This is a genomic window from Streptomyces sp. NPDC045968, assembly GCF_056430475.1.
Map to the genome: position 1 here is coordinate 251,767 of NZ_JBWKLF010000006.1, position 23,574 is coordinate 275,340.

Below are 23,574 nucleotides of genomic sequence, written 5' to 3' on the forward strand. Positions count from 1 at the left end.
GCGATCCTTCATGGAGCCGATTTCCTCGCCGGACGCGTCAGCGGACGGTGCCACCGCACACACCGACACGTTTCCCCGCGACCAGCTGCCACCGGCCGACCAGTGGCCCGAGCTGCTCTTCGACCGGCCCGAGCTGCGCTACCCGGACCGGCTGAACTGCGGATACGAACTGCTCGACCGCACCATCGACCGCTTCGGGCCGGACCGCCCCGCATTCCGTGACGCCGACGGCGGGGTGTGGAGCTACGGGGAGCTGCGGGACCGGGTGGACGGGATCGCCCACGCCCTCACCCGCGACCTGGGCGTACGCCCGGGCAACCGGGTGCTGCTGCGCGGCCCCACCACGCCCTGGCTGGCCGCCTGCTGGCTGGCCGTCATGAAGGCGGGCGCGGTCGCCGTCACCGTCCTGGCGCAGGCGCGCTCCCAGGAGCTGGCCACCCTCTGCTCACTCGCCCGGGTGAGCCATGCGCTGTGCGATGTCCGCTCGGTCGAGGATCTGCTGAGGGCACGGGTCCCGGAGCTGCGGATCACCACGTACGGGGGTGAGGCATCCGACGATCTGACGCGCCTGGCGCAGTCCCGTCCGGGGCCGTACACGCCGGTGGACACCGCGGCCGACGATGTCGCGCTGATCGCGTTCACCTCGGGCACCACCGGACATCCCAAGGGCTGTATGCACTTCCACCGCGATGTGCTGGCCGTCGCCGACACCTTCTCGCGCCACGTCCTGCGCCCGGAGCCCGGCGACGTGTTCGCGGGGAGTCCGCCGCTGGGCTTCACCTTCGGGCTGGGCGGGCTGGTGATCTTCCCGCTGCGCGCCGGCGCCTCGGCGCTCCTGCTGGAGCAGGCGGGCCCCGGTCAGCTCCTGCCCGCGCTCGCCGCCCACCGGGTCTCGGTGGTGTTCACCGCGCCCACCGCGTACCGGGTGATGCTGGACCACCTCGACGGGCACGACCTGTCCGCGCTGCGCCGCTGCGTCTCCGCCGGGGAGAATCTGCCCGCCGCCACCTGGCAGTCCTGGTACGAGCGGACCGGTCTGCGCATCATCAACGGCATCGGGGCCACCGAGCTGCTGCACATCTTCATCTCGGCGGCCGACGACGCCATCCGCCCCGGGACCACCGGGACGCCCGTGCCCGGCTGGCAGGCGCGGGTGGTGGACCCGGACGGTGTGGAGGTGCCCGACGGCGAACCGGGTCTGCTGGCCGTGCGCGGCCCGGTCGGCTGCCGCTACCTCGCCGACGAGCGGCAGAAGCAGTACGTGCGGCACGGCTGGAACATCACCGGCGATACGTACGTCCGCGAGCCGGACGGATACTTCCGCTACGTGGCCCGCGCCGACGACATGATCATCTCCTCCGGCTACAACATCGCCGGCCCCGAGGTGGAGGACGCCCTGCTGCGCCATCCGGAGGTGACCGAGGCCGCGGTGGTGGGCCGGACGGACGAGCTCCGCGGGCAGATCGTCGTGGCGTACGTGGTGCTGCGCGAGGGCTCCGCCCAGTCCGCCGACTCCCTGTGCGGGTACCTGAAGGGCGAGCTGGCGCCGCACAAGTGCCCGCGCGTCATCGAGTTCCTGACCGCGCTCCCCCGGACCGCGACAGGGAAACTCCAGCGCTTCCGGCTGCGCAGCGACGCGGACCCGCACGCCCCGCGGCCTCTAGAGTGATCACGTGGCCGAGCTGCACACTCCCCGTTCCCTGATCGTCAGCCTCTACGGCGCCTACGGTCGCTCCCCCGGCAACGAACCGCTGCCGGTGGCCGAGCTGATCCGTCTGCTGCGCGCCGTCGGTGTCGACGCGCCCTCCGTACGCTCCTCCGTCTCCCGGCTCAAGCGCCGCGAGCTGCTCGTCCCGGCCCGTACCGCGGACGGGTCGGCCGGTTACGCGCTGTCGGCCGACGCCCGGCAGCTGCTGGACGACGGCGACCGGCGCATCTACCAGCATCCCGAGCCCCGGACCGCCGACGGCTGGGTGCTCGCCGTCTTCTCCGTACCGGAGGCGGAACGCCACAAGCGGCATCTGCTGCGCTCGCGGCTGGCCCGCCTCGGTTTCGGCTCGGCCGCCCCCGGGGTGTGGATCGCGCCCGCCGCGCTGTACGAGGAGACCCGGCACACCCTGGAACGGCTGGAACTCGCCGCGTATGTGGACCTCTTCCGCGGGGAACACCTCGGCTTCGCGGCGACGAAGGAGTCGGTGGCGCGCTGGTGGGATCTGGACGCCATCGCCCGTCTCCATCTGGACTTCCTGGAGCAGCAGGAGCCGGTGCTGAAGACGTGGGAGGCACAGCCGCCCGGCAGTGACCTGGACCCCGAGGAGGCCTACCGGGACTATCTGCCGGCCCTGGACTCCTGGCGGCGGCTGCCCTACGCGGACCCCGGGCTCCCGGAGGAGCTGCTGCCGAAGGACTGGCCCGGCGGCCGCTCGGCCGAGGTGTTCGGGCTGCTGCACGCGATGCTGCGCGACGCCGGGGAGCGCTTCGTACGACCGTGAACGGCCCCTGGAATTGGGGTGACTGCCGGTCCGGCCAACCGGCAGGATGAGGCATGACCTGGACTTTCACGGACGATGTCGACGTTTTTCTGGATACGGCGGGTGCGTGGCTGGCCGCCCGCCCCGCGGACAACACCCTGGTACTGACCGTCACCGCCGCGCTGAGGCACAGCGGTCCGCACGCCTACGGCGAGGCGGACCCGGTCCTCGGCTGGTGGCGCGGGGCCGACGGCGCGGTCGCGGGGACCCTGGTGCACACTCCGCCGTATCCGCCGCTGCTGGGCGCGACCGCCCCGGAAGCCGTCACTCCGCTCACCCGCGCGCTCCCGATGACCAGCGTCAACGCGGACCGCGCCACCGCCGAGGCACTGGCCGCTCACTGGCCCGGCCACCGGGTCGACGAGGAGCAGCGGCTCTACCGGCTCGGGACGCTCGTCCCGCCGTCCCCCGCCCCGGCGGGCCGGCCGCGGACGGCCACGGCCGCCGACCGCCAGCTGCTGCTGGACTGGCACCTGACGTTCGCCGAGCAGGTCGGCCAGCCCGGCACCCATGCCGAGCGGCTCGTCGACGAGCGCACGACGTACGGCGGGCTGACGCTCTGGGAGGACGCGGGTGTGCCGGTGTCGATGGCGGGCGTCTCGCGGAACATCGCGGGCGCGGTGCGGGTGGCGACCGTCTACACCCCGCCGGAGTACCGGGGCCGGGGATACGCGGCGGCGGTGACGGCCGAGGTCAGCCGGGCCGCGCGGGAGGCGGGCGCCGAGGAGGTGCTGCTGTTCACGGACCTCGCGAACCCGACGAGCAACGGCGTGTACCGGCGGATCGGGTACGAGGCGGTCTCGGACCGGCTGCTGCTCAGTGCGGCCGGCCGGGCATGAGCGGGGACGGGACGCCGGAGCCGGAGCTGGAGCTGGAGCCGCAGTGGCTGATAGCGGCGAACGTGGTGCGGTGGCGGCGGTACGGGAAGGGCGGCCAGGAGCTGCGGCCGGGGACGAAGTCCTGCCGGGGCGGCTCGAAGGTGTACGTGATCGGCTGCCGCCCCGGGGGCGCCGGGGTGCTGACGGCCATCGGGCGGGGGCGCCATACCGGCACGTACATCACGCTCGAAGTGGCGACACGCCATCTGCACACCTTCCGGGCCGCGTTGGTCCGCAGCCCGGCCGTTCTCCGGCGTGACGCGGAGGACGGCGCGGGCCGGGACTGGGGCGGCAGGGAGGGCGCCGAGGAGCGCGCCGCCCGCTTCGGTGAGCAGGCCGTCGAGGAGCGCCTCGCCCGGTGGGTCGGCGTCCCCCATCCCACGCCCTGCCGGTGCCACGAGTGTCTGACGGTCAGTTCAGCGTGAGCCGTGGTTTCGGGGCGTCCGTGCGGCCGGCGGGCGGGGTGCGGCTGCCCGCGCGGTACGGCAGCGGCCACGGCGCCCCCGGTCCGCTGTAGCCCTGGTCGGCCGCCGCGTGCAGGGTCCAGTGCGGGTCGTACAGGTGCGGGCGGGCCAGGGCGCAGAGGTCGGCGCGGCCCGCGAGCAGCAGCGAGTTGACGTCGTCCCAGGAGGAGATGGCACCGACCGCGATGACGGGGACGCCGAGGGTGTTGCGGATGCGGTCGGCGTACGGGGTCTGGTAGGAGCGGCCGTACTCGGGGCGTTCGTCCGGGACGACCTGGCCGGTGGACACGTCCACGGCGTCGGCGCCGTGCTCGGCGAAGGCCCGGGCGATACCGAGGGCGTCCTCGCCGCTCGTACCGCCCTCAGCCCAGTCGGTGGCGGAGATGCGCACGGTCATGGGCCGGTCGGCGGGCCACTGCGCGCGGACCGCGTCGAAGACTTCGAGGGGGAAGCGGAGCCGGTTCTCCAGCGGGCCGCCGTACGCGTCGGTGCGGTGGTTGGTGAGCGGGGAGAGGAATCCGGAGAGCAGGTATCCGTGGGCGCAGTGCAGTTCGAGCAGATCGAATCCGCAGCGCGCGGCGCGGCGGGCGGCTGCGGTGAACTCCTCGCGGATCACGTCGAGTCCGTCCCGTTCCAGGGCCTGCGGGACCTGGTTGACGCCTGGTGCGTACGGGATCGGTGAGGCGGCGGACAGCGGCCAGTTGCCCTCGTCCAGTGGCTGGTCGATGCCCTCCCACATGCGTCTGGTGGAGCCCTTGCGGCCGGAGTGGCCGAGCTGGACGCCGATCGCGGTGCCGGGGGCGCTGTGGTGCACGAAGTCCACGGTCCGGGTCCAGGCGGCGGCCTGTTCGTCGGTGTAGAGGCCGGCGCAGCCCGGGGTGATGCGGCCTTCGGGGCTCACGCAGACCATCTCGGTCATGACGAGTCCGGCGCCGCCGAGTGCGCGTGCGCCCAGGTGGACGAGGTGGAAGTCGCCGGGCACACCATCGACGGCGGAGTACATGTCCATGGGTGACACGACGACCCGGTTGCGCAGTTCCAGTCCGCGCAGCCGCAGCGGGGTGAACATCGGCGGGGTGCCGGGCGGGCAGCCGAACTCCTCCTCGACGGCGCCGGTGAAGGAGGGGTCCCGCAGCCGGAGGTTGTCGTGGGTGACGCGGCGGCTGCGGGTCAGGAGGTTGAAGGCGAACCTGCGCGGCGGCTGGTCCACGTACGTCTCCAGCTCCTCGAACCAGCGCAGACTGGCCGCGGCCGCGCGCTGGGTCGATGCGACCACCGGGCGGCGCTCCGTCTCGTACGCGTCGAGTGCCGTACGCAGATCGGGCTGTTCCTCGATGCAGGCGGCCAGGGCGAGGGCGTCCTCGACGGCGAGTTTGGTTCCGGAGCCGATGGAGAAGTGCGCGGTGTGGGCGGCGTCGCCGATGAGGACCGTGGTGCCGTGCGACCACCGCTCGTTGACGACGGTGGTGAAGGTGAGCCAGGAGGACTTGTTGGAGCGCAGCGGCCGGCCGTCGAGAGCGCCCGCGAAGATCTTGGCGCAGCGCTCGGTGGACTCGGCCGCGTCGCACCGGTCGAGCCCGGCCGCCCGCCACACCTCCTCCCTCATCTCGACGATGACGGTGGACGCGTGGGCCGAGAACGGGTAGGCGTGCAGCTGCATCACCCCGGACTCGGTCTCGGCGATCTCGAAGCGGAAGGCGTCGAGCGCGAAGTCGGCGGCGAGCCAGATGTACCGGTTGCGGTGCGTGGTGAGGTGCGGGCGGAAGACGTCGGCGTGGGCCTCGCGGGTGGCGCTGTGCACCCCGTCGGCGGCGATCACCAGGTCGTACGCCTCGGCGAGTTCCGCGGCGGGCGGGGCCTCCGTACGGAAGTGGAGGCGGACGCCGAGGGAGCGGCAGCGCGCGTGCAGGATCTCCAGGAGCCTTCGCCGGCCGAGCGCCGCGAAGCCGTGACCGCCGGAGGTCTCGGTGCGGTCCCGGTGGACGATGTCGATGGTGTCCCAGCGGACGAACTCCTCCCTCAACGCCGCGTAGACGACCGGGTCGGCGTGCTCGATGCCGCCGAGGGTCTCGTCGGAGAGGACGACGCCGAAGCCGAAGGTGTCGTCCGGGGCGTTGCGCTCCCAGACGGTGATGTCACGCTCCGGGCCGAGCCGCTTGAGCAGCGCCGCCGCGTACAGCCCGCCGGGGCCGCCGCCGATGACCGCGATCCGCCTCGTGTCGCCGGACATCGCCCTACCTGCCTTGCCACTTCGGCGGGCGCTTCTCGGTGAAGGCCGCGTGGAATTCGGCGTAGTCCTCGCCGTTCATCAGGAGTGCCTGGGTGGCGGCGTCCAGCTCGACGGAGGCCGCGAGGGGCATGTCGAGCTCGGCGGTGAGCAGCGCCTTGGTCTGCGCGAGTGCGAGAGCGGGGCCGTCGGCCAGTCCGCGGGCGAGCTCCGCCGCGCGGGCGTCGGCCTGCCCTTCGGCGGTGAGCTCGCTGATCAGGCCGATCCGTTCCGCTTCGGGGGCGTGGACGGGTTCGCCGAGCATCAGCAGCCGGGTGGCGTGGCCGAGTCCGACGACGCGGGGCAGCAGGTAGGCGGCGCCCATGTCGCCGCCGGAGAGGCCGACCCGGGTGAAGAGGAAGGCGAAGCGTGCGGTGGGGTCCGCGACGCGGAAATCGGCCGCCAGCGCGAGAACGGCCCCGGCTCCTGCCGCCACCCCGTGTACGGCGGCGATAACCGGGAAGGGGCATTCACGAAGGGCTCGTACGACCTGTCCCGTCATCCGGTTGAAATCGAGGAGCTGGGCGGTGTCCATCGCCAGGGTGGCGCCGATGATGTCGTCGACATCACCTCCGGAACAGAAGCCACGCCCCTCACCGGACAGTACGAGGGCGCGCACGGAGCGTTCGCGGGACAGTTCGGCGAGGAGGTCGCGCAGGTCGGCATAGGCGCCGAAGGTGAGTGCGTTGAGCTTCTCGGGCCGGGCGAAGGTGACGGTCGCGACCCCGTCGTGCCGGGTCAGCCGCAGATGGTTCCAGTCCTCCGTACGCGGGGCTGAACTGGGAAAAGGGCTCATGGGAGGTGGTCCCCTTCAACCGACGGGCCGCTGAGCCGACCCGCTTCGGGCGACTCGATCCACCTCGAAGCTATCACTCATATGTGACTGCCGTCAGGAGCGCGCGATAACCCAAACATGCGAGCGTAGTGGCGAACGTCCCTTTCGTACCGGTCGACCGCCTCTATGACTGCGCCGTCCCGCTTCGTAAGGTTGAACGCAGAATTGGCCGATACCAGGAAGTCCCGCCCCGGAACGGAACCAGCTGTGCCCCCCGACGTCCCCATTCCCGCGTCATGGCGTATCGCCCTGCCGCACTCCACGGCCGCCGTGCCGATCGCCCGCGCGCTCATCCGTACCGCGCTCGCGGACATCGACGCCGCCGCGGACAGCTACACCGCCGAGCTCCTCACCGCCGAACTCGTCGCCAACGCCGTGGAGCACACGGACGGCGACGAGCCCATCGAGCTGGTCGTGGAGCTCATGGCGGCGGGCTGCCAGGTCGAGGTCCACGACCGCGACCCGTCTCCGCCCGGCGACCTCTCCCGCCCGGGGCCGGACAGCGCACCGGACCCCTGGCAGGAGCACGGCCGCGGCCTCCTCCTGATCCGTACGCTCAGCTCCGCCTGCGGTCACCGCACGACGGAGCACGGCAAGGCCGTGTGGTTCACCCTGCCCGCGCTCCCCGCCCAGCCCTCCGCCCCCGCGCGGCACGCCCGCGCGGCGGAGTGATCAGGCGTCGGGACCCGCGCCGGCCAGCGTGGCCACGAGCACGGCCTTGATGGTGTGCATCCGGTTCTCCGCCTCGTCGAAGACGACCGAGTGCGCGGACTCGAAGACCTCGTCGGTCACTTCCAGCTCCGTCATGCCGTACTCCGCGTGGATCTCCTTGCCGACCTTCGTACCGAGGTCGTGGAAGGCCGGCAGGCAGTGCAGGAACTTCACGTCGTCGTTGCCGGTGGCCCGCAGGACGTCCATGGTCACGGCGTACGGTGCGAGCGCGGCGATCCGCTCGGCCCACACCTCCTTGGGCTCCCCCATCGACACCCAGACGTCCGTGGCGACGAAATCGGCACCGCGCACCCCTTCGGCGATGTCCTCGGTGAGGGTGACCGTCGCCCCGCCGACCTGGGCGAGCTTCTGCGCCTGCGCGACGATGTCCGCCGCCGGCCAGTACGCCTGGGGGGCGACGATCCGGATGTCCATACCGAGCAGGGCACCGGTGATCAGATAGGAGTTGCCCATGTTGAAACGAGCGTCACCGAGATAGGCGAACACCATCCGCTCCAGCGGCTTCGCACTGTGCTCGGTCATCGTGAGCACGTCGGCGAGCATCTGGGTGGGGTGCCACTCGTCGGTGAGCCCGTTGAAGACGGGGACGCCGCCGTACGCCGCCAGTTCCTCGACGGCCTGCTGGCTGTCGCCCCGGTACTCGATGCCGTCGAACATCCGGCCGAGCACACGGGCCGTGTCCTTCACCGACTCCTTGTGGCCCATCTGTGAGCCGGAGGGGTCGAGGTACGTCGTGGAGGCGCCCTGGTCCGCGGCGGCGACCTCGAACGCGCAGCGCGTACGCGTCGACGTCTTCTCGAAGATCAGCGCGATGTTCTTGCCGCGCAGCCGCTGGACCTCGGTCCCCGCCTTCTTGGCGGCCTTGAGCTCGGCGGCCAGGGCGATCAGGCCGCGGAACTCCTCGGCCGTGAAGTCCAGCTCCTTGAGGAAGTGGCGGCCTGCGAGGTCTGTGGCCATGTGACTGCTCCTGGTCGGGCGAGGGTCGCTTCAAACGCTGACCTTGGAAGTCTATACGAAGAGCTGCATTGCTATACGGGGTCACGGACGACCGGGCAGCTCATGCACCGGGGACCGCCCCGCCCCCGCCCCAGCTCGCTGCCGCGGATCTCGATGACCTCGATGCCCTGCTTGCGCAGATACGTGTTGGTGGTGGCGTTCCGCTCGTACGCGACGACGACGCCGGGCTCGACGGCCAGCACGTTGCAGCCGTCGTCCCACTGCTCGCGCTGCGCCGCGTGCACGTCCTGGACGGCGGTGAGCACCCGGATCGACTCCAGCCCCAGCGCACCGGCGATGGCCCGGTGCATGTGCTCGGGCGGATGGTCGGTGACCTTCAGTTCCCTGGGGCCGCTGCCCGGCTCGATGGTGTACGAGCGGAGCATGCCGAGCCCGGCGTACTGGGTGAACGTGTCGCCGTCGATCATCGTCATCACCGTGTCGAGGTGCATGAAGGCCCGGTTCTTCGGCATGTCGAGCGCCACGATCGTCCGGGCCGACCCGGCGTCGAAGAGCCCCCGGGCCAGCATCTCCACGGCCTGCGGGGTGGTGCGCTCGCTCATCCCGATCAGCACGGCGCCGCGCCCGATGACCAGCACGTCGCCGCCCTCGATGGTCGACGGGTAGTCGTCCTGCCCCTCCGACCAGTGGTGGAACACACCCGCCTCCGGGCCGGTGAACAGCGGATGGTGGCGGTAGATCGCCTCGAAGTGGACGGTCTCGCGCTGTCTGGCGGGCCATCGCATCGCGTTGATGGACACCCCGTCGTAGATCCAGGCGGAGGTGTCACGGGTGAAGAGGTGGTTCGGCAGCGGCGCCAGCAGGAATTCGTCCAGATCCATCACATGGAACCGGACCGAGGTCGGCTCGCTGTACCGCTCCAGGAACTCGCGCTTCGTCATCCCGCCGACCAGCGCCTCCGTCAGCTCGGCGGTGGACAGCTCCTCGAAGGCGGCGCGCAGATGCTCCGTGGCGAGCGGACCGTACTCCTTCTCCTCGAACACCCGGTCAAGGACGAGCCGTTTGGCGACCGGGATGTCCAGCGACTCCCGGAGCAGATCACCGAAGAGATGCACCTCCACACCCCGGTCGCGCAGCACATCGGCGAACCCGTCGTGCTCCTGCCGGGCGCGGCGCACCCACAGCACGTCGTCGAAGAGCAACGCGTCCTTGTTGCCGGGGGTGAGCCGTTTGAGCTCCAGATCGGGGCGGTGCAGGATGACGCGGCGCAACCGCCCGGCCTCGGAGTCGACATGGAATCCCATGCCTTCATCCTCACCGCACGGAGCGCCGTTCACCCGGCGAATCGCGTCCTGGTTCCCGCGGAGCCCTCTCAGAGCCTCGGGTCGACGGGCTCCGACTCCAGGGCCAGCACCGCGAAGACCGCCTCGTGGACGCGCCACAGCGGCTCCCCGTCGGCCAGCCGGTCCAGGGCCTCCAGTCCCAGCGCGTACTCCCGCAGGGCCAGCGACCGCTTGTGGCCGAGGAACCGGGAGCGCAGCCGCTCCAGATTCTCCGGACGGGTGTACTCGGGGCCGTAGATGATCCGCAGGTACTCCCGGCCCCGCACCTTGATGCCCGGCTGGACCAGCCTGCCCTTCTCGTCGCGTACGAGCGCGCCGAGCGGTTTGACGACCATTCCCTCGCCGCCCCGGCCCGTCATCTCCAGCCACCAGTCGGTACCGGAGCGCACCGACTCCTCGTCACCGGTGTCGACGACGAGACGCCGGGTGACCTGGAGCAGCCCGGTCGGGTCGTGCTCGACCAGCCGGTCCAGCCACGCCAGCTGCTCGTCGTGCGGCACGGAGGCCAGGGAGCGGCCCTGCACGGCGAGGATCTGGAAGGGCGCGAGCCGCACCCCGTCGAGCCCTTCGGTGCTCCAGCAATAGCGGCGGTACGCCCGGGTGAACGCGGCGGCGTCCTGGGCGCGTCCGCGCTGCCGGTCCGCCAGCGCGCCGACGTCGACGGAGCGGGCGGCCGCCGCTTCGAGGGCGGCGACCGCCGCCGGGAGGACCGCGCCGGACGCGGCACCGACCGCCGCGTACTGCGAGCGCAGCAGCCCGGCCGCCTTCAGGGACCACGGCATCAGCTCGGCGTCCAGGAGGACCCAGTCGGTGTCCCACTCCTCCCACAGTCCGGCGGCGGTGACGGCCGTGCGCAGCCGGCCGAGGACGGATTCGGTCAGCTCGGGGTCGTCGAGGAACGGCCGGCCGGTACGGGTGTGCAGGGCGCCGGTCGGGCCTTCCGTACCGAAGCGCTCGCGCGCCGCCCCGGCATCGCGGCAGACCAGTGCCACGGCCCGCGAACCCATGTGCTTCTCCTCGCACACGACCTTGGTGACACCGTCCGCACGGTACTGGGCGAACGCCTCGGCCGGGTGCTCCAGGAAACCGTCCTCGTGCGAGGTCGCCGTCGGTGCCATGGTGGGCGGGAGGTAGGCCAGCAGCCGCGGGTCGACGGCGAACCTGCTCATGACTTCGAGCGCCGCGGCGGCGTTCTCCTCGCGCACCGCGAGGCGGCCCATGTGCCGGGTCTCCACGATGCGCCGGCCCTGTACGTCGGCGAGGTCCAGCGGACGGCCCTCGCGCCCGCCCGGCGCCTCCGACACGAGGGGCCTGGTCGGTTCGTACCAGACCTTCTCCGCGGGTACGTCGACGAGTTCGCGCTCCGGCCAGCGCAGCGCGGTCATCTTCCCGCCGAAGACGGCGCCGGTGTCCAGGCAGATGGTGTTGTTGATCCAGGAGGTGCTGGGCACGGGCGTGTGGCCGTAGACCACGGTGGCCCGGCCCCGGTACTCCTCGGCCCACGGGTAGCGCACGGGCAGGCCGAACTCGTCGGTCTCGCCCGTCGTGTCCCCGTACAGCGCGTGCGAGCGCACCCGCCCCGACGTACGTCCGTGGTACTTCTCCGGCAGCCCGGCGTGGCAGACGACGAGCTTCCCCCCGTCCAGCACGTAGTGGCTGACGAGGCCCTCGATGAACTCCTTGACCCGGCCCCGGAATGCGGGGTCGACGGCGTCCTCGCGGTCCAGCTGCTCGATGGTCTCGGCGAGCCCGTGGGTGTGCTGGACGCTGCGGCCCTTGAGGTAACGCCCGAGCTTGTTCTCGTGGTTGCCCGGTACGCACAGGGCGTTGCCCGACGCCACCATGGCCATGACGCGGCGCAGCACGCCGGGGCTGTCGGGGCCCCGGTCGACGAGGTCGCCGACGAAGACGGCGGTGCGCCCGTCGGGGTGTGCGCCGTCGACGTATCCGAGGGTGGCGAGCAGGGTCTCCAGCTCGGAGCTGCAGCCGTGGATGTCTCCGATGATGTCGAAGGGTCCGGTGAGGTGGCGCAGGTCGTTGTAGCGGCGCTCCAGCACGATGTCCGCGTGCTCGGCCTCCTCCTCGGTGCGCAGGACGTGCACCTTGCGGAAGCCCTCGCGCTCCAGGCCGCGCAGCGAGCGGCGCAGTTCGCGGCGGTGACGCTGGATGACGTGGCGCGGCATGTCGGCCCGGTCGGGGCGGTTCGCGTTGCGCGCGAGGCAGACCTCTTCCGGCAGGTCGAGGACGATCGCGATCGGCAGCACGTCGTGCTCACGGGCCAGCCGCACGAGCTGCTTGCGGCTCTCGGCCTGGACGTTGGTGGCGTCGACGACGGTGAGGCGCCCGGCGGCGAGACGCTTGCCCGCGATGTAGTGCAGGACGTCGAAGGCGTCGCCGCTGGCGCTCTGGTCGTTCTCGTCGTCGGCGACGAGCCCGCGGCAGAAGTCCGAGGAGACGATCTCGGTCGCCTTGAAGTGCTTGCGGGCGAAGGTGGACTTGCCCGATCCGCTGGCACCGATGAGCACGACGAGGGAGAGGTCGGTCACCGGCAGCGTGCGCGAGGTGCTGGGGGTGTCGGTGGTGCTGGTGCTGCTCATGCGGCCTTCGCCTCCTTCGTGGTCCCGTGCGTAGCGTTCCTGGTCCCGTCCGTCGCGTTCATCGTGAACACGGCCATCTGTGTCGGCGGCCCCACCTCGGGGTTTTCCGGTCCCACGGGCACGAAGGCCACCTCGTAGCCGTGGCGCTGTGCCACCTCCTGGGCCCACTGCCGGAATTCGGCCCTGGTCCACTCGAAGCGGTGGTCGCCGTGGCGCACATGGCCGGCGGGGAGCGTCTCCCAGCGGACGTTGTACTCGACGTTCGGCGTGGTCACGAGGACCGTGCGCGGCCGTGCCGAGCCGAACACCGCGTACTCCAGGGCGGGCAGCCTCGGCAGGTCCAGGTGCTCGATGACCTCGCTGAGTACCGCCGCGTCGTACCCCTTGAGCCGCTTGTCGGTGTAGGTGAGCGAGCCCTGCTGGAGCGTGACCCGGCCCGCCTGCCGCTCGCCCATCCGGTCCAGCTTCAGCCGGCGCGAGGCGATCGTCAGGGCACGCATCGAGACGTCGACGCCGACGATCTCGGTGAAGGCCACGTCCTTGAGCAGGGCCTGGACCAACTGGCCCTGGCCGCAGCCCAGGTCGAGCACCCGGCTCGCCCCGGCGGCCCGCAGTGCCTCCAGGATCGCCGCACGCCGCTGTTCGGCGAGCGGCACCGGCTTCTCCTCGGTGTCCTTCGTCTCGTCCACGGCGTTGTCCACGGAGGCCACGTCGAGGTCGTCCGACTCCGCGAGCCGCACCAGTTCGAGCCGCTCCATCGCCTGTCGGGTGAGTCCCCAGCGGCGCGAGAGATACCGGCTGGTGATCAGCTTCTGCTCGGGGTGCTCGGCCAGCCACCCCTCACCGGCCCGCAGCAGCTTGTCCACCTCGTCCGGGGCCACCCAGTAGTGCTTGGCGTCGTCGAGCACCGGGAGCAGGACATACAACTGCCGCAGCGCGTCGGCGAGCCTCATCTCCCCCTCCAGCACCAGCTGTACGTAGCGCGAGTCGCCCCACTCCGGGAACTCCTCGTCCAGTGGTACGGCCACGGCCCCCACGCTCGTCCAGCCGAGCGGGCCGAACAGCTTCTCCACCAGCTCGACTCCGCCGCGCGCGGGCAGCGCGGGGATCTCGATCCGCAGCGGGAGCGGCTCCCGCGCCCGCTCGGGCATGGCCCGGCATGTGCCGCTCAGGGCGGACTTGAAGACCGTGCTCATGGCGACGGAGAGCAGCGAGGACGCGGCGTAGGGCCGGTCGTTGACGTACTGCGCGAGGGCCGCGTCCGGGGCACCACCCCGGCCCTTGCCCTTGCCGCGCCGCACCAGCGCCACACTGTCCACCTCCAGCAGCAGCGCCGCCGTGCAACGCTCCGCGGATGCCTCGGGGTAGAAGACATGCGCGGTGCCGTGCGAGGTGGAGAACGCCTGCGCCTTCCCGGGATGCTTGTGCAGCAGAAAGCCGAGATCGGTGGCGGGACGCTCCGGGGTGCCGGTTGTACTGATAGTCAGGAACACCCGTCCGATTATGGCCCCACCACCCCGCTCCCACCAGGCAATTTCATGCTGCCAGCAGCCCCGCCAACTCCGCGATCCGGTCGGGCCCGACCCGGCAGCACCCCCCGACCAGCCGCGCCCCCGCCTCCTGCCACGCCCGCACCCGCCCGGCGTCGAAGGTGCTGTCTCCAGCCCACGCCCGGCGCCCGGCGTCCCACCTCTCGCCGCTGTTCGGATAGACGACGACCGGCTTGCCCGTCACCGCGGCCGCCGTCTCCACCGCACGGTCCGCGTCGGCCGGGTCGCAGCAGTTGACCCCGACGGCCACCACGTGCCCGTGCCCCGCCGCCACCGCGAACGCCTCCGCCAGGGGCTGCCCGGCCCTGGTCCGGTCCCCCGCCACGCTGTACGAGAGCCACACGGGCACCCCGTACTCCCCGGTCACCCGCAGCAGGGCCTCCGCCTCGTCCATGTCCGGCACCGTCTCCAGCGCCAGCGCGTCGGGCCGCGCCGCGGCCAGCGCCGCCACCCGGGGCCGGTGGAAGCGCTCCAACTCCCCTGCCGAGAGCCCGTAGCGGCCCCGGTACTCGCTGCCGTCCGCGAGCATCGCCCCATAGGGACCGACCGAGGCGGCGACCCAGATCTGCCGCCCGGCCCCCGCGCCGGCCCGCCGGGCCAGCTCCACGCTGTCGGCCAGCAGTTCCGCGGCGCGGGCCCGCCCGATCCCGCGCCGCTCGAAGCCTTCGAACGTCGCCTGGTAGCCGGCGGTGATGAGCACCTGTGCGCCCGCCCGCACGTACGCCGTGTGGGCGGCCTCGATCTGGTGGGGCGCGTCGGCCAGCAGACGGGCCGACCACAGCGCGTCCGACAGATCGCAGCCCTGTGCCTCCAACTGGTTGGAGAGCCCGCCGTCGAGCAGGACGGTCCCCTCGGCGAGGGCGGCGCCGAGGGTGCGGGCCGGTGGGGGCTGTGCGGGGCCCGCTGAGCCGTGCGGGGGCCGGCCGGTCTGCATGGGTGCTCCTCCTCGTCCTGGGCTGGCCGGCCGTCGCGCGGGCCGGTCCGCGCGTCCCGTCAGGCCAGCTGTGACTGGACCTGGGACGAGATCAGTTCCAGATGGTCGAGGTCGTCCAGGTCCAGGACCTGGAGGTAGACCCGGGACGATCCGATCGCGCCGTACCGGCCGATCTTGTCGACCACCTCGGCGGGCGAGCCCGCCAGTCCGTTCGCCTTGAGCTCCTCGACCTCCCGGCCGATGGCGGCGGCCCGTCGTGCGACCTCCGCGTCGTCCTTGCCGACGCAGACCACCAGGGCGTTGGAGTACACCAGCTCGTCCGGCCCCCGGCCGGCCGCCTTCGCCGCCTCCCTGACCCGGCCGAACTGCTTCTCGCTGTCCTCCAGCGAGGCGAACGGGATGTTGAACTCGTCGGCGTACTGCGCGGCGAGCCGCGGGGTGCGGGTGGCCCCGTGCCCGCCGATCAGGACCGGCACCTTGGTCTGGGCCGGCTTGGGCAGCGCGGGCGAGTCGGTCAACTGGTAGTACGTGCCGTCGTAGCTGAACGTCGTGCCGGTCTCGGTCGCCCACAGACCGGTGATGATCGCCAGCTGCTCCTCCAGGCGGCCGAACTTCTCCTTGGGGAACGGAATGCCGTACGCCTTGTGCTCCGCCTCGAACCAGCCTGCGCCCAGGCCCAGTTCGACGCGTCCGCCGGACATCTGGTCGACCTGCGCGACCTGGATGGCCAGCACCCCCGGCAGCCGGAACGTGCCCGCCGTCATCAGCGTGCCGAGCCGGATGCGCTTGGTCTCACGCGCCAGCCCGGCCAGGGTGATCCAGGCGTCGGTCGGGCCGGGAAGTCCGTCGCCCGAGCCCATGTGGAGGTAGTGGTCGGACCGGTAGAAGGCGTCGAAGCCGAGGTCCTCAGCGGCCTTTGCCACGGTGAGCAGAGTGTCGTAGCTCGCCCCTTGCTGGGGCTCGGTGAAGATTCGAAGATCCATGCATCCATCCTGCACCTTCGAATACCGGGCGTCCCAGCTCCTCACCCCCGGCCCGGTCGCGGTGCATGACCGCCCGGCACCGGCCGTCCCCGCTCATGGCGGGCCCGTCGCCGAGCCCGCCGGCCCGTGGAGCACCCCGAACGGGCCGTCACGCTCACGCTCCCGCTCCGCCTCCCGCTCCGCGAGCCGTCTCAGCATGCCGTGCACCCGGTCGACCGACTCGTCGGCGGCGTCTATCGCCTCGATGCACTGCCAGTAGAGGCCCTCCTCGTCGGTGTCGCAGGCGACCCCGACCAGCGCGATCCCCACCTCGCCGAGCAGGGCCACCAGAGCCGTCAGCGACCGGTGCACATCGGTCACTTCGGTGAGCTGCGACGCCCTCGTCCCGCCTGCGAGCACCATCGGGTGGTCCAGCGCCGAACAGCCCCGTCCGCCGACCTCGCTGAGGCCGCGCGCCTCGCCCCGTAATTCCACGGGCCCGCTCAGGACCAGCCTGCTGCCGACCGTCCGGGCGAGCGCCTGGGCCTGCCACGCCTCCGCCATCACACTCAGCGCGCCCCGGCTCTCCGCCAGAGCACGGCGGCCGGCCTCGATCAGTCGCTCCGCTTCCATGCCATTCCCCCGTCTGTACGAAAACCCGGTCACCTCTTTCATTACCCACAGTGAGGTGCCGAGCACCGGAAGAACAGAGGAATTCGGAAATCTGTGGACACTAAATCGATTGTGGACAAGTTGATCACTCCGAAGAGTGACTATCCTCGGGTTCCGCGCGCCCCGGAACCGGGAAGCGCGCCTCGTTCCGGTCGATCTTCGCCGCCAGGGCGGCCAGCGGGTCGACGCCCAGCACCTCGCAGAACTGCAGCAGATACGCGAGCACGTCCGCGACCTCGTCGGCGACGCGGTGCGCCGTCTCCGGTTTCTCCATCACCCGCGCCGACTGCTCCGGCGTCAGCCACTGGAAGATCTCGACCAGTTCGGATGCCTCGACGCTCAGCGCCACGGCCAGGTTCTTCGGGGTGTGGTACTGCTCCCAGTCCCGCGCGGCGGCGAACGCGGCCAGCCGCCTCTGAAGTCCCGCTACGTCGGATTCCGTCACGGCCCAGGTCTACCAGTGCTGTGACCACTCGCGTTCACCGGGCTTCGCGGCCTCTTCGCGCCGCGTCCTGTCCTCGATCGCCGGACGGGCTTGAGAACCAAGCCCGTCCGCACGGCGCTACGCGTGGGGGACGCCCGCGGCCGCGACTCCTTCGACCTCCATGCCGACCGGTGCCAGCAGGAAGACGTTGCGGTCGACGCGGTGCATGGCACTGCCGAGGCCGAAGACCACGCCGCTGCTGAAGTCGAGGATGCGCTTGGCCACATCGGTCTCGGCCGCGGTCAGATCCAGCAGCACCGGAATCTGCGCGACCAGGTACTCGGCCACCTCGCGGGCGTCCGCGAAGACCTGCACCCGCAGCACGACGAGCCGCCGCTGCTCCGCCACCGGCTCGTCCGGGACCGTGCGGTGGTCGACCCGCGAAGGCCACTCGTTGCGGCCGCGCAGCGGCACGACCTGGGCGAGTCCTTCCCACTGTTCGTCGGTGGCGTCGTACCTGTCGTACCTGTCGTACCTGCTCACAGGGCCACCCCGTCCGTGCGCCGGTTGACTGTGTGCCGGCTGCGCTCGCTGTTCATCGGGCAAGTCTCTCGTCTCTCACCCGTTCGGCGTACCACCGACACGGGCACAGAGACGAGTCAGACGGCGATAACCGTGACACCCGCCTCGGTGAAGCGGGCCGTCGCCTCCGGCGTGATGCCGGAATCGGTCACCAGCACATCGACCTCCCCGAGATCGCAGACGCGGGCGAAGGCCCGCTTGCCGATCTTCGAGGAGTCCGCCGCCACGACCACGCGCTGCGCCCGCTCGGCGAGCAGTCTGTTGATGCTGGCCTCGCCCTCGTGGTGGACGTACGCCCCGCGCTCGATGTCGATCGCGTTCACGCCCAGTACGGCGATGTCGAGGGTGATCTCGCTCATCACCCCGCTGGCCAGCGGGCCCGTCAGCTCGAACGACTGCGGCCTGGCCACCCCGCCGGTCACCACCATTTTGATCTGCGGTCGGATCACCAGTTCGTTGGCGATGTTCAGCGCGTTGGTCACGACGGTCAGCGTGGGCTGGCCGCCCGCGGGAGCCCCCGTCTCCCCCACGATGTCCGGGCGCACGGCCAGCGCCCTGGCCACCTCGGTGAGCGTGGTGCCGCCGGTCAGGCCCACCACTTCGCCGACCGCGACCAGTTCGGAGGCGGCGCGGCCGATGGCCTGCTTCTCCGGTGCGTGCCGGCCGGCCTTGTAGCGCAGGGCCAGTTCGTAGGAGACACCGTGGGCGACGGCGCCGCCGCGGGTCCGGGTGAGCAGGTGCTGCTCGGCGAGCTGATCGAGATCGCGGCGAATGGTCGCCGCCGACACGTCCAGGGCCACCGCGGCGTCCTCGACCTCCACCCGGCCGTTCTTTCCGACCAGTTCCAGCAATGCGTCCCACCGGGCGTCCCTGGCCACGAGTGTGCTCCTCACCTGTCCGGCCTGCGGCACCACGTTTCCCGGGAACGCGGTCGCCGGGCGCCGGACAGCGCAAGCGTCGCACAGCCCGTCCGCGAGCCGGCCCCCACGGCACCGCATGCTTGTTTTTGCTCGTTGAGTGGCTGTAACGTGCAAATTCAAGCATGACACTCATCGTTCACCCACGGCCCGATGGAGCAGACGTGTCCTTTGCAGCGAGCGAGACAGCCAGCCAGCCCGCGTGCTGGCGCCGCGCCGCGGAACTGGCGGGTGACCGGGCGGACGCCCTGCCCGCCACCGGCGAACGCATCGCGGTCGTCGGCTGCGGCACCTCCTTCTACATGGCGCAGGCCTACGCCTCGCTCCGCGAGGACGCCGGACAGGGCGAGTCGCACGCCTTCGCAGCCTCGGAGTTCCCCTTCGGCCGCAGCTACGACCGGGTCGTCGCGCTCACCCGCTCCGGTACGACGACCGAGGTACTGGAGCTGCTCACCCGGCTCAGCGGCACCACCCGTACCGTCGCCCTCACGGCGGACCCGCACACCCCGGTCATGACGGCCGCCGACGACGTCGTCGTACTCGACTTCGCCGACGAGCAGTCCGTCGTGCAGACCCGGTTCGCGACCACCGTGCTCACCCTGCTCCGCGCCCACCTCGGGCTGCACACGGAGCAGGCGGTACGTGACGCGGAGACGGCGCTCGCCGAGCCGCTGCCGGAAGGACTCCTGGACTGCACGCAGTTCACGTTCCTGGGCCGGGGCTGGACCGTGGGCCTCGCCAACGAGGCGGCGCTCAAGATGAAGGAGGCGTCCCTGTCCTGGACGGAGTCCTACCCGGCGATGGAGTACCGCCACGGCCCCATCAGCATCTCCACCACCGGGACCGCCACCTGGATGTTCGGTTCCGCGCCCGAGGGGCTGGCGCAGCAGGTGCGCGACACCGGCGCCCGCTGGATCGACGACGGCCTCGACCCGCTGGCCGACCTCGTGCGCGTACAGCGCCTGGCCATCGCGCGGGCGCTCGCGGGCGGTCTGGACCCGGACCTCCCCCGGCACCTGACGCGCTCGGTGGTCCTCAGCGGGAGCTGAGCCGGCCGGGACGGCCCGGAACGCCGAAATGCGCGGGGCGGGAGGAAGCACCCGCTGCCTCCCACCCCGCACGCGACCGGCCCGTGCGGGTCAGGATTCCTCGAAGTAGGCGTCCAGCACCACGTCGAGCAGTGCCGGCCACTCCTTGAGGCCGCTGCGCGTGGCGGCCTCGACCTCCGCGTTGAACCAGCGGCGGCTCGACACGTGGACGGTGACGGTGAACCGTCGCCCGAAACGGGCCGTCCTGACCTCGACCGCGCCGATCTCGTCCCAGGTGAAGTCGGCCTCCTGGTCGTCCAGCCGGAACACGATGCCCGCACGGTCGGCCCTGATGGAACCACGACGGTCACTGACCTCGAAGACGGGGCCGTCGTCGCCGGTCTCCGGCTGGGCGGGCGCCTCGGTCTCCGGTACCGCCTCCGCTTCCGCCGATGTGTCCGCCGGTGTCTCAGCCGAGGTGTCCGCCGACGTCTCGGCCTGGTCGGCGACAGCGCCGTCCGTGGCAACGGAGTCGGCCGGCTCCGCTTCTTCCTCCGTCCGCGCCGTGACTGGGGCCGTGAGGCCGGGGATGTACGCCGGGTCGGTGCCTGCGGCGAACTCGGGTTTTGTCTTCGAATCTATGCGCTGCTCCACGGCGGGCAGTATGGACGACGAACCTGTACGAGGCCAGTGGCCACCACCGGCGGGGGGTGCGGAACCTATAGAACTCCCCTCCTCCATTCGCGAGTCAGCAGGTAGCCGAGGTACGCGCCACCGATGGCCATCGTGTAGATACCGACGGGCAGGTTGTCGAAGAAGGGCAGTTGCTGGGCGGCGAGATCGGCCAGGACGAGCAACAGGGTGCCGGTCACCGCGGACAGCAGCAGATGGGGCCCGGACACCCTGGTGATGCGTTTGGCGATCTGGGCGGCGGTCAGTGAGATGAAGGCGATGGGGCCCGCCACACTGACGGCGCCCGCGCACAGGACGATCGCGAGGATCACGGCGAGCGTCTTGGTCTTCTGCGGTTCGGACCCGAGACCCGCGGCGATGTCGTCACCCATCTCGCCGATGTCCAGCCGTCGGGCGATCAGCGCGCACAGCGGGGCCACGGCAAGCAGCACCAGCCAGATCGTGCTCGCGTCGTCCCAGGACCTCGCGGAGAGACTGCCGTTGACGTACGCCGAGAGGACCGCTGCCCGGTCCCGCTCCATCGCGTAGACGACGTACTGCGTGACCGCCGTACAGATCGCCGCGACGCCGATGCCCGCGACGACGAGCCGGGCGGGATTGCGGAACCCCGTGCCGGTGGACACATAGACCAGCACCATGGCGAGCAGTGCTCCCAGGAGTGCCCCCAGGGCCACGGGCACGGTGTCCGGCAGCATCAGCGCGACGACGGCCGCGCCCGCGCCCGCCCCGGCCCCGAGCCCGATCACGTCGGGGCTGCCGAGCGGGTTACGGGTCACGGACTGGAACAGCGCCCCGGAAAGGCCCAGCGCCGCTCCCGTACCGAGGGCGACGACCAGCCGGGGGCCGCGCAGACGTTCCAGTACGAACGCGTCCTTGCCCTCGGCTCCGCCGGTCAGCGCCCCGGCCAGGTCGGCGAGCGGGATGCCGAGCCGGCCGAGCGACAGGGTGGCGATCGCGGCGCCGGCCGTCAGGAGCAGCAGGACCACCGCGGCGATGACGGACACCCGTCGTACGGGCACCGCGACGCTGCGGCCGAGGGTGACGACGCCCCGTGGTGAGGCGGTCCGGAAGCCCGCCTGGTCCGCCGTCATGTGCTTCCCCTCATTCTGCGTACGGCCACGAGCAGCGCGGGCGCTCCGATGAACGCGGTCACGACGCCGACCATCAGTTCCTGCGGGCGCAGGACGACGCGGCCCACCACGTCCGCCGCGAGCAGCAGCGCGGGTCCCACGATGGCCGAGAACGCGATCTGCACCCGGAAGTCCACGCCCACCAGGGCGCGTACGACGTGCGGAACGGCCAGGCCGACGAAGGCGATGGGGCCCACGGCCGCCGTCGCCGCGGCGCTCAGCAGCGTCGCCGCGAAGAGTCCCCCGGCCCGGATCCGTGCGGGATGCGCGCCGAGCGACGCCGCGGTGGCGTCACCGAGGGCCAGGGTGTTGAGGCCGGGCCCCAGCACGAGGGCGATGACGAACCCGACCGCCGCGAACGGCAGGACCGCCGTGAAGACGTCGAAGTCCCGTCCGCCGAGCGCGCCGACGACCCAGTAGCGGTAGCTGTCGAACACCTTGGGCCTGCCCAGGGTGACGGCCTGGATGTACGCCATCAGCACGGCGGACAGGACGGCGCCCGCAAGAACCAGTCGCACCAGTCCCGTGCTCGCTCCCGATGAGCCGATGAGGTGGACGAGCACTCCGGCGATCAGCGCTCCGGGCAGGGCCCACCACATCGTGGCGGTACTGCCGGTGGCTCCGAAGAAGGCCGTCGCGGTCACGATGCTCGCCGACGCGCCCGCGTTGATGCCGAGCAGTCCGGGATCGGCGAGCGGATTGCGGCTGACGCCCTGCATCAGGGTGCCGGCGACGGCGAGGCAGAGCCCCGCCAGTACGCCGAGCGCGGTCCGCGGATAGCGGCTCTCGATGATGGTGGTGATGTTGGGGTCGGCGGTGCCGGAGAGTACGTCGACGACGTCGGCGAACGAGGTCGACCGGCTGCCGAACATGACACTCGCGCACAGGGCGAGCGCCAGGACGGCCACTCCGGCGATCAGGGTCAACGCCCGCCGAGCGGCGCCGGTACGCGAGGTCCCGGCGCCGCTCGGCGGTGCGTGTGCGGTGGTAGCCATACGGATTGCCTGCGGTGGGTTACTTGCCCGCGGCGGCGACGGCCTTGTCGATCAGCGGCAGGTAGCGGTCGATCACCCACGGCACGGTCAGCGGGTTGATGATCGAGGAAGCGGTGACGAAGGGGTTGTCGTTGCTCGCGACGACCGCGCCCTTCTTGACGGCCGGGATCGCGGCGTACAGCGGCTGCGCCTCGATCTCCTTACGGCTCTTGTCGTCCATGTAGAACGTGAAGACGACGTCGCTGTCCTTCAGCTTCTCGGCGTTCTCCAGGCCGATGAGCGCCGAGTCGGTGCCCTCGGTCTCCTTGAACGTGTCCACCACGGGGTCGACGGTCAGCCCGAGGGACGAGACCATCTTGACGCGCTGCTCCTCGGGCTTGAAGACGCCGAGGGTGCCGGGGCCGGTGTTGTAGATGTACGAGAACGTGACGTCCTTGTAGTTCGGCCGGGTGGCCGCGGCGTCGGCGAGCTGCTTCTCGATCTTCGTCTTGAGACCCTTGGCGTCGTCGGTCTGACCGAGGGCCTTGCCGATGATGTCGATCTGCTGGTCCCAGTCGGTGCTCCACGCCTGGTCCGGGTAGGCCACGGTCGGGGCGATGTCCTTGAGGATGTCGTACTGCTCCTGCGTGACACCCGACCACGGCGCGAGGATGACGTCCGGCTCCAGCTCGGTGATGGCCTCGAAGTCGATGTCCTCGCCGCCCGTGAACTGCTTGGGCAGTTCGTCGCCCGACTTCTTCACGGCCTCGTTGATCCACGGCAGGTAGCCGCTCTTGTCGCTGCCCCACTCGTACTTCTCGATGCCCACGGGGGTGTGGCCGAGCGCGATCGCCGTCTCGGCGGAGCCCTGGCCGAGCGTGACGATCCGTTCGGGCTTCGCGTCGATCTCCGCGGTGCCGAGAGCGCTCTTGATCGAGACGGGGAAGGTGCCCTTGCCCTTCGCCGAGGACTCCGTCGTCTTCTTCTCGCCGTCGCTGCCGGACGAGCAGCCGCCCAGGACGAGCGCGAGAGCGGCGGCGGTGGCCGAGGCTGCGATGGTGTGACGACGCACGCGGGTGGACCCGAGCATTGGTGTTCCTCATGA

At 71.4% G+C, this 23,574-nt stretch carries 22 protein-coding genes; 6 read left to right on the forward strand and 16 right to left on the reverse strand.

What is annotated here, in order from left to right:
• The first annotated feature begins 10 nt into the window (after positions 1 to 10).
• From AC07FA_RS19425 to AC07FA_RS19440, 4 genes are read left to right on the forward strand one after another with little or no spacing between them, the layout of a single operon-like run.
• Positions 11 to 1,669 (forward strand): AMP-binding protein, encoded by a 1,659-nt coding sequence (locus tag AC07FA_RS19425; RefSeq protein WP_479076923.1) that lies wholly within the window; start codon positions 11 to 13, stop codon positions 1,667 to 1,669.
• 4 nt (positions 1,670 to 1,673) lie between these two features.
• Positions 1,674 to 2,492, forward strand: a complete 819-nt coding sequence (locus AC07FA_RS19430; protein ID WP_479076925.1) for a PaaX family transcriptional regulator — start codon at positions 1,674 to 1,676, stop codon at positions 2,490 to 2,492.
• A gap of 53 nt (positions 2,493 to 2,545) precedes the next feature.
• Entirely contained in the window at positions 2,546 to 3,370 is an 825-nt protein-coding gene (locus AC07FA_RS19435; protein ID WP_479076926.1) for a GNAT family N-acetyltransferase, read from the forward strand.
• Positions 3,367 to 3,834: a hypothetical protein gene (locus tag AC07FA_RS19440; protein ID WP_479076928.1), complete on the forward strand. Its 468-nt coding sequence runs from the start codon at positions 3,367 to 3,369 to the stop codon at positions 3,832 to 3,834. Before AC07FA_RS19435 ends, AC07FA_RS19440 begins: the two co-directional genes overlap by 4 nt.
• Here AC07FA_RS19440 and AC07FA_RS19445 read toward each other — a convergent pair.
• Both AC07FA_RS19445 and AC07FA_RS19450 read right to left on the reverse strand, forming a co-directional pair.
• On the reverse strand, positions 3,821 to 6,103 hold the full coding sequence (locus AC07FA_RS19445; protein WP_479076929.1) for a bifunctional salicylyl-CoA 5-hydroxylase/oxidoreductase: 2,283 nt from the start codon (positions 6,101 to 6,103) through the stop codon (positions 3,821 to 3,823). The genes AC07FA_RS19440 and AC07FA_RS19445 overlap by 14 nt on opposite strands.
• Positions 6,104 to 6,107: 4 nt before the next feature.
• Positions 6,108 to 6,935: an enoyl-CoA hydratase family protein gene (locus AC07FA_RS19450; protein WP_479076931.1), complete on the reverse strand. Its 828-nt coding sequence runs from the start codon at positions 6,933 to 6,935 to the stop codon at positions 6,108 to 6,110.
• A gap of 246 nt (positions 6,936 to 7,181) precedes the next feature.
• Between AC07FA_RS19450 and AC07FA_RS19455 the strand changes: the two genes are divergently transcribed.
• On the forward strand, positions 7,182 to 7,646 hold the full coding sequence (locus AC07FA_RS19455; protein WP_479076933.1) for an ATP-binding protein: 465 nt from the start codon (positions 7,182 to 7,184) through the stop codon (positions 7,644 to 7,646).
• On the opposite strand, the gene argF is transcribed toward AC07FA_RS19455, so the two are convergent.
• The 10 genes from argF to AC07FA_RS19505 all read right to left on the reverse strand — a co-directional run bounded on the left by argF (position 7,647) and on the right by AC07FA_RS19505 (position 18,605).
• Entirely contained in the window at positions 7,647 to 8,663 is a 1,017-nt protein-coding gene (argF, locus tag AC07FA_RS19460) for an ornithine carbamoyltransferase (RefSeq protein WP_479076935.1), read from the reverse strand.
• A gap of 71 nt (positions 8,664 to 8,734) precedes the next feature.
• Positions 8,735 to 9,967 carry an arginine deiminase gene (locus AC07FA_RS19465; RefSeq protein WP_479076936.1) on the reverse strand — a complete coding sequence of 411 codons (1,233 nt, stop codon included), beginning with the start codon at positions 9,965 to 9,967 and terminating at the stop codon, positions 8,735 to 8,737.
• A 68-nt stretch (positions 9,968 to 10,035) separates the two neighbouring features.
• Positions 10,036 to 12,603 carry a polynucleotide kinase-phosphatase gene (locus tag AC07FA_RS19470; RefSeq protein ID WP_479076938.1) on the reverse strand — a complete coding sequence of 856 codons (2,568 nt, stop codon included), beginning with the start codon at positions 12,601 to 12,603 and terminating at the stop codon, positions 10,036 to 10,038.
• Positions 12,600 to 14,096 (reverse strand): 3' terminal RNA ribose 2'-O-methyltransferase Hen1, encoded by a 1,497-nt coding sequence (locus AC07FA_RS19475; protein ID WP_479076940.1) that lies wholly within the window; start codon positions 14,094 to 14,096, stop codon positions 12,600 to 12,602. Before AC07FA_RS19475 ends, AC07FA_RS19470 begins: the two co-directional genes overlap by 4 nt.
• Positions 14,097 to 14,139: 43 nt before the next feature.
• On the reverse strand, positions 14,140 to 15,087 hold the full coding sequence (gene mmuM / locus AC07FA_RS19480; RefSeq protein WP_479076942.1) for a homocysteine S-methyltransferase: 948 nt from the start codon (positions 15,085 to 15,087) through the stop codon (positions 14,140 to 14,142).
• Positions 15,088 to 15,146: 59 nt separating this feature from the next.
• Positions 15,147 to 16,070 carry an LLM class F420-dependent oxidoreductase gene (locus AC07FA_RS19485; RefSeq protein ID WP_479076944.1) on the reverse strand — a complete coding sequence of 308 codons (924 nt, stop codon included), beginning with the start codon at positions 16,068 to 16,070 and terminating at the stop codon, positions 15,147 to 15,149.
• 93 nt (positions 16,071 to 16,163) lie between these two features.
• Positions 16,164 to 16,682 (reverse strand): DUF6099 family protein, encoded by a 519-nt coding sequence (locus AC07FA_RS19490; RefSeq protein ID WP_479076946.1) that lies wholly within the window; start codon positions 16,680 to 16,682, stop codon positions 16,164 to 16,166.
• A gap of 124 nt (positions 16,683 to 16,806) precedes the next feature.
• Positions 16,807 to 17,166, reverse strand: a complete 360-nt coding sequence (locus AC07FA_RS19495) for a nucleotide pyrophosphohydrolase (protein ID WP_479076948.1) — start codon at positions 17,164 to 17,166, stop codon at positions 16,807 to 16,809.
• A 117-nt stretch (positions 17,167 to 17,283) separates the two neighbouring features.
• Positions 17,284 to 17,688 (reverse strand): cell division protein SepF, encoded by a 405-nt coding sequence (locus tag AC07FA_RS19500; RefSeq protein WP_328906373.1) that lies wholly within the window; start codon positions 17,686 to 17,688, stop codon positions 17,284 to 17,286.
• A 116-nt stretch (positions 17,689 to 17,804) separates the two neighbouring features.
• Positions 17,805 to 18,605: a DeoR/GlpR family DNA-binding transcription regulator gene (locus tag AC07FA_RS19505; RefSeq protein ID WP_479076949.1), complete on the reverse strand. Its 801-nt coding sequence runs from the start codon at positions 18,603 to 18,605 to the stop codon at positions 17,805 to 17,807.
• 203 nt (positions 18,606 to 18,808) lie between these two features.
• On the opposite strand from AC07FA_RS19505, the gene AC07FA_RS19510 reads away from it, so the two are divergent.
• On the forward strand, positions 18,809 to 19,693 hold the full coding sequence (locus AC07FA_RS19510; protein ID WP_479076951.1) for an SIS domain-containing protein: 885 nt from the start codon (positions 18,809 to 18,811) through the stop codon (positions 19,691 to 19,693).
• 90 nt (positions 19,694 to 19,783) lie between these two features.
• Here AC07FA_RS19510 and AC07FA_RS19515 read toward each other — a convergent pair whose 3' ends face one another.
• The 4 genes from AC07FA_RS19515 to AC07FA_RS19530 form a co-directional block, all read right to left on the reverse strand.
• Positions 19,784 to 20,326, reverse strand: a complete 543-nt coding sequence (locus tag AC07FA_RS19515) for a hypothetical protein (protein ID WP_479076953.1) — start codon at positions 20,324 to 20,326, stop codon at positions 19,784 to 19,786.
• A 65-nt stretch (positions 20,327 to 20,391) separates the two neighbouring features.
• On the reverse strand, positions 20,392 to 21,456 hold the full coding sequence (locus AC07FA_RS19520) for a FecCD family ABC transporter permease (protein WP_479076955.1): 1,065 nt from the start codon (positions 21,454 to 21,456) through the stop codon (positions 20,392 to 20,394).
• The gene (locus AC07FA_RS19525) at positions 21,453 to 22,490 is read right to left on the reverse strand and encodes a FecCD family ABC transporter permease (RefSeq protein WP_479076956.1); all 1,038 of its coding nucleotides are present in this window, start codon (positions 22,488 to 22,490) and stop codon (positions 21,453 to 21,455) included. Before AC07FA_RS19525 ends, AC07FA_RS19520 begins: the two co-directional genes overlap by 4 nt.
• A gap of 19 nt (positions 22,491 to 22,509) precedes the next feature.
• Positions 22,510 to 23,559 carry an iron-siderophore ABC transporter substrate-binding protein gene (locus tag AC07FA_RS19530; RefSeq protein WP_479076957.1) on the reverse strand — a complete coding sequence of 350 codons (1,050 nt, stop codon included), beginning with the start codon at positions 23,557 to 23,559 and terminating at the stop codon, positions 22,510 to 22,512.
• Positions 23,560 to 23,574 lie beyond the last annotated feature (15 nt).

Coding starts and splice junctions, on each gene's coding strand:
- AC07FA_RS19425 (WP_479076923.1), top strand. CDS start 11: ATGGAGCCGATTTCCTCGCCGGACGCGTCAGCGGACGGTGCCACCGCA.
- AC07FA_RS19435 (WP_479076926.1), top strand. CDS start 2,546: ATGACCTGGACTTTCACGGACGATGTCGACGTTTTTCTGGATACGGCG.
- AC07FA_RS19440 (WP_479076928.1), top strand. CDS start 3,367: ATGAGCGGGGACGGGACGCCGGAGCCGGAGCTGGAGCTGGAGCCGCAG.
- AC07FA_RS19445 (WP_479076929.1), bottom strand. CDS start 6,103: ATGTCCGGCGACACGAGGCGGATCGCGGTCATCGGCGGCGGCCCCGGC.
- AC07FA_RS19450 (WP_479076931.1), bottom strand. CDS start 6,935: ATGAGCCCTTTTCCCAGTTCAGCCCCGCGTACGGAGGACTGGAACCAT.
- argF (WP_479076935.1), bottom strand. CDS start 8,663: ATGGCCACAGACCTCGCAGGCCGCCACTTCCTCAAGGAGCTGGACTTC.
- AC07FA_RS19465 (WP_479076936.1), bottom strand. CDS start 9,967: ATGGGATTCCATGTCGACTCCGAGGCCGGGCGGTTGCGCCGCGTCATC.
- AC07FA_RS19470 (WP_479076938.1), bottom strand. CDS start 12,603: ATGAGCAGCACCAGCACCACCGACACCCCCAGCACCTCGCGCACGCTG.
- mmuM (WP_479076942.1), bottom strand. CDS start 15,087: ATGCAGACCGGCCGGCCCCCGCACGGCTCAGCGGGCCCCGCACAGCCC.
- AC07FA_RS19485 (WP_479076944.1), bottom strand. CDS start 16,070: ATGGATCTTCGAATCTTCACCGAGCCCCAGCAAGGGGCGAGCTACGAC.
- AC07FA_RS19490 (WP_479076946.1), bottom strand. CDS start 16,682: ATGGAAGCGGAGCGACTGATCGAGGCCGGCCGCCGTGCTCTGGCGGAG.
- AC07FA_RS19520 (WP_479076955.1), bottom strand. CDS start 21,456: ATGACGGCGGACCAGGCGGGCTTCCGGACCGCCTCACCACGGGGCGTC.
- AC07FA_RS19525 (WP_479076956.1), bottom strand. CDS start 22,490: ATGGCTACCACCGCACACGCACCGCCGAGCGGCGCCGGGACCTCGCGT.
- AC07FA_RS19530 (WP_479076957.1), bottom strand. CDS start 23,559: ATGCTCGGGTCCACCCGCGTGCGTCGTCACACCATCGCAGCCTCGGCC.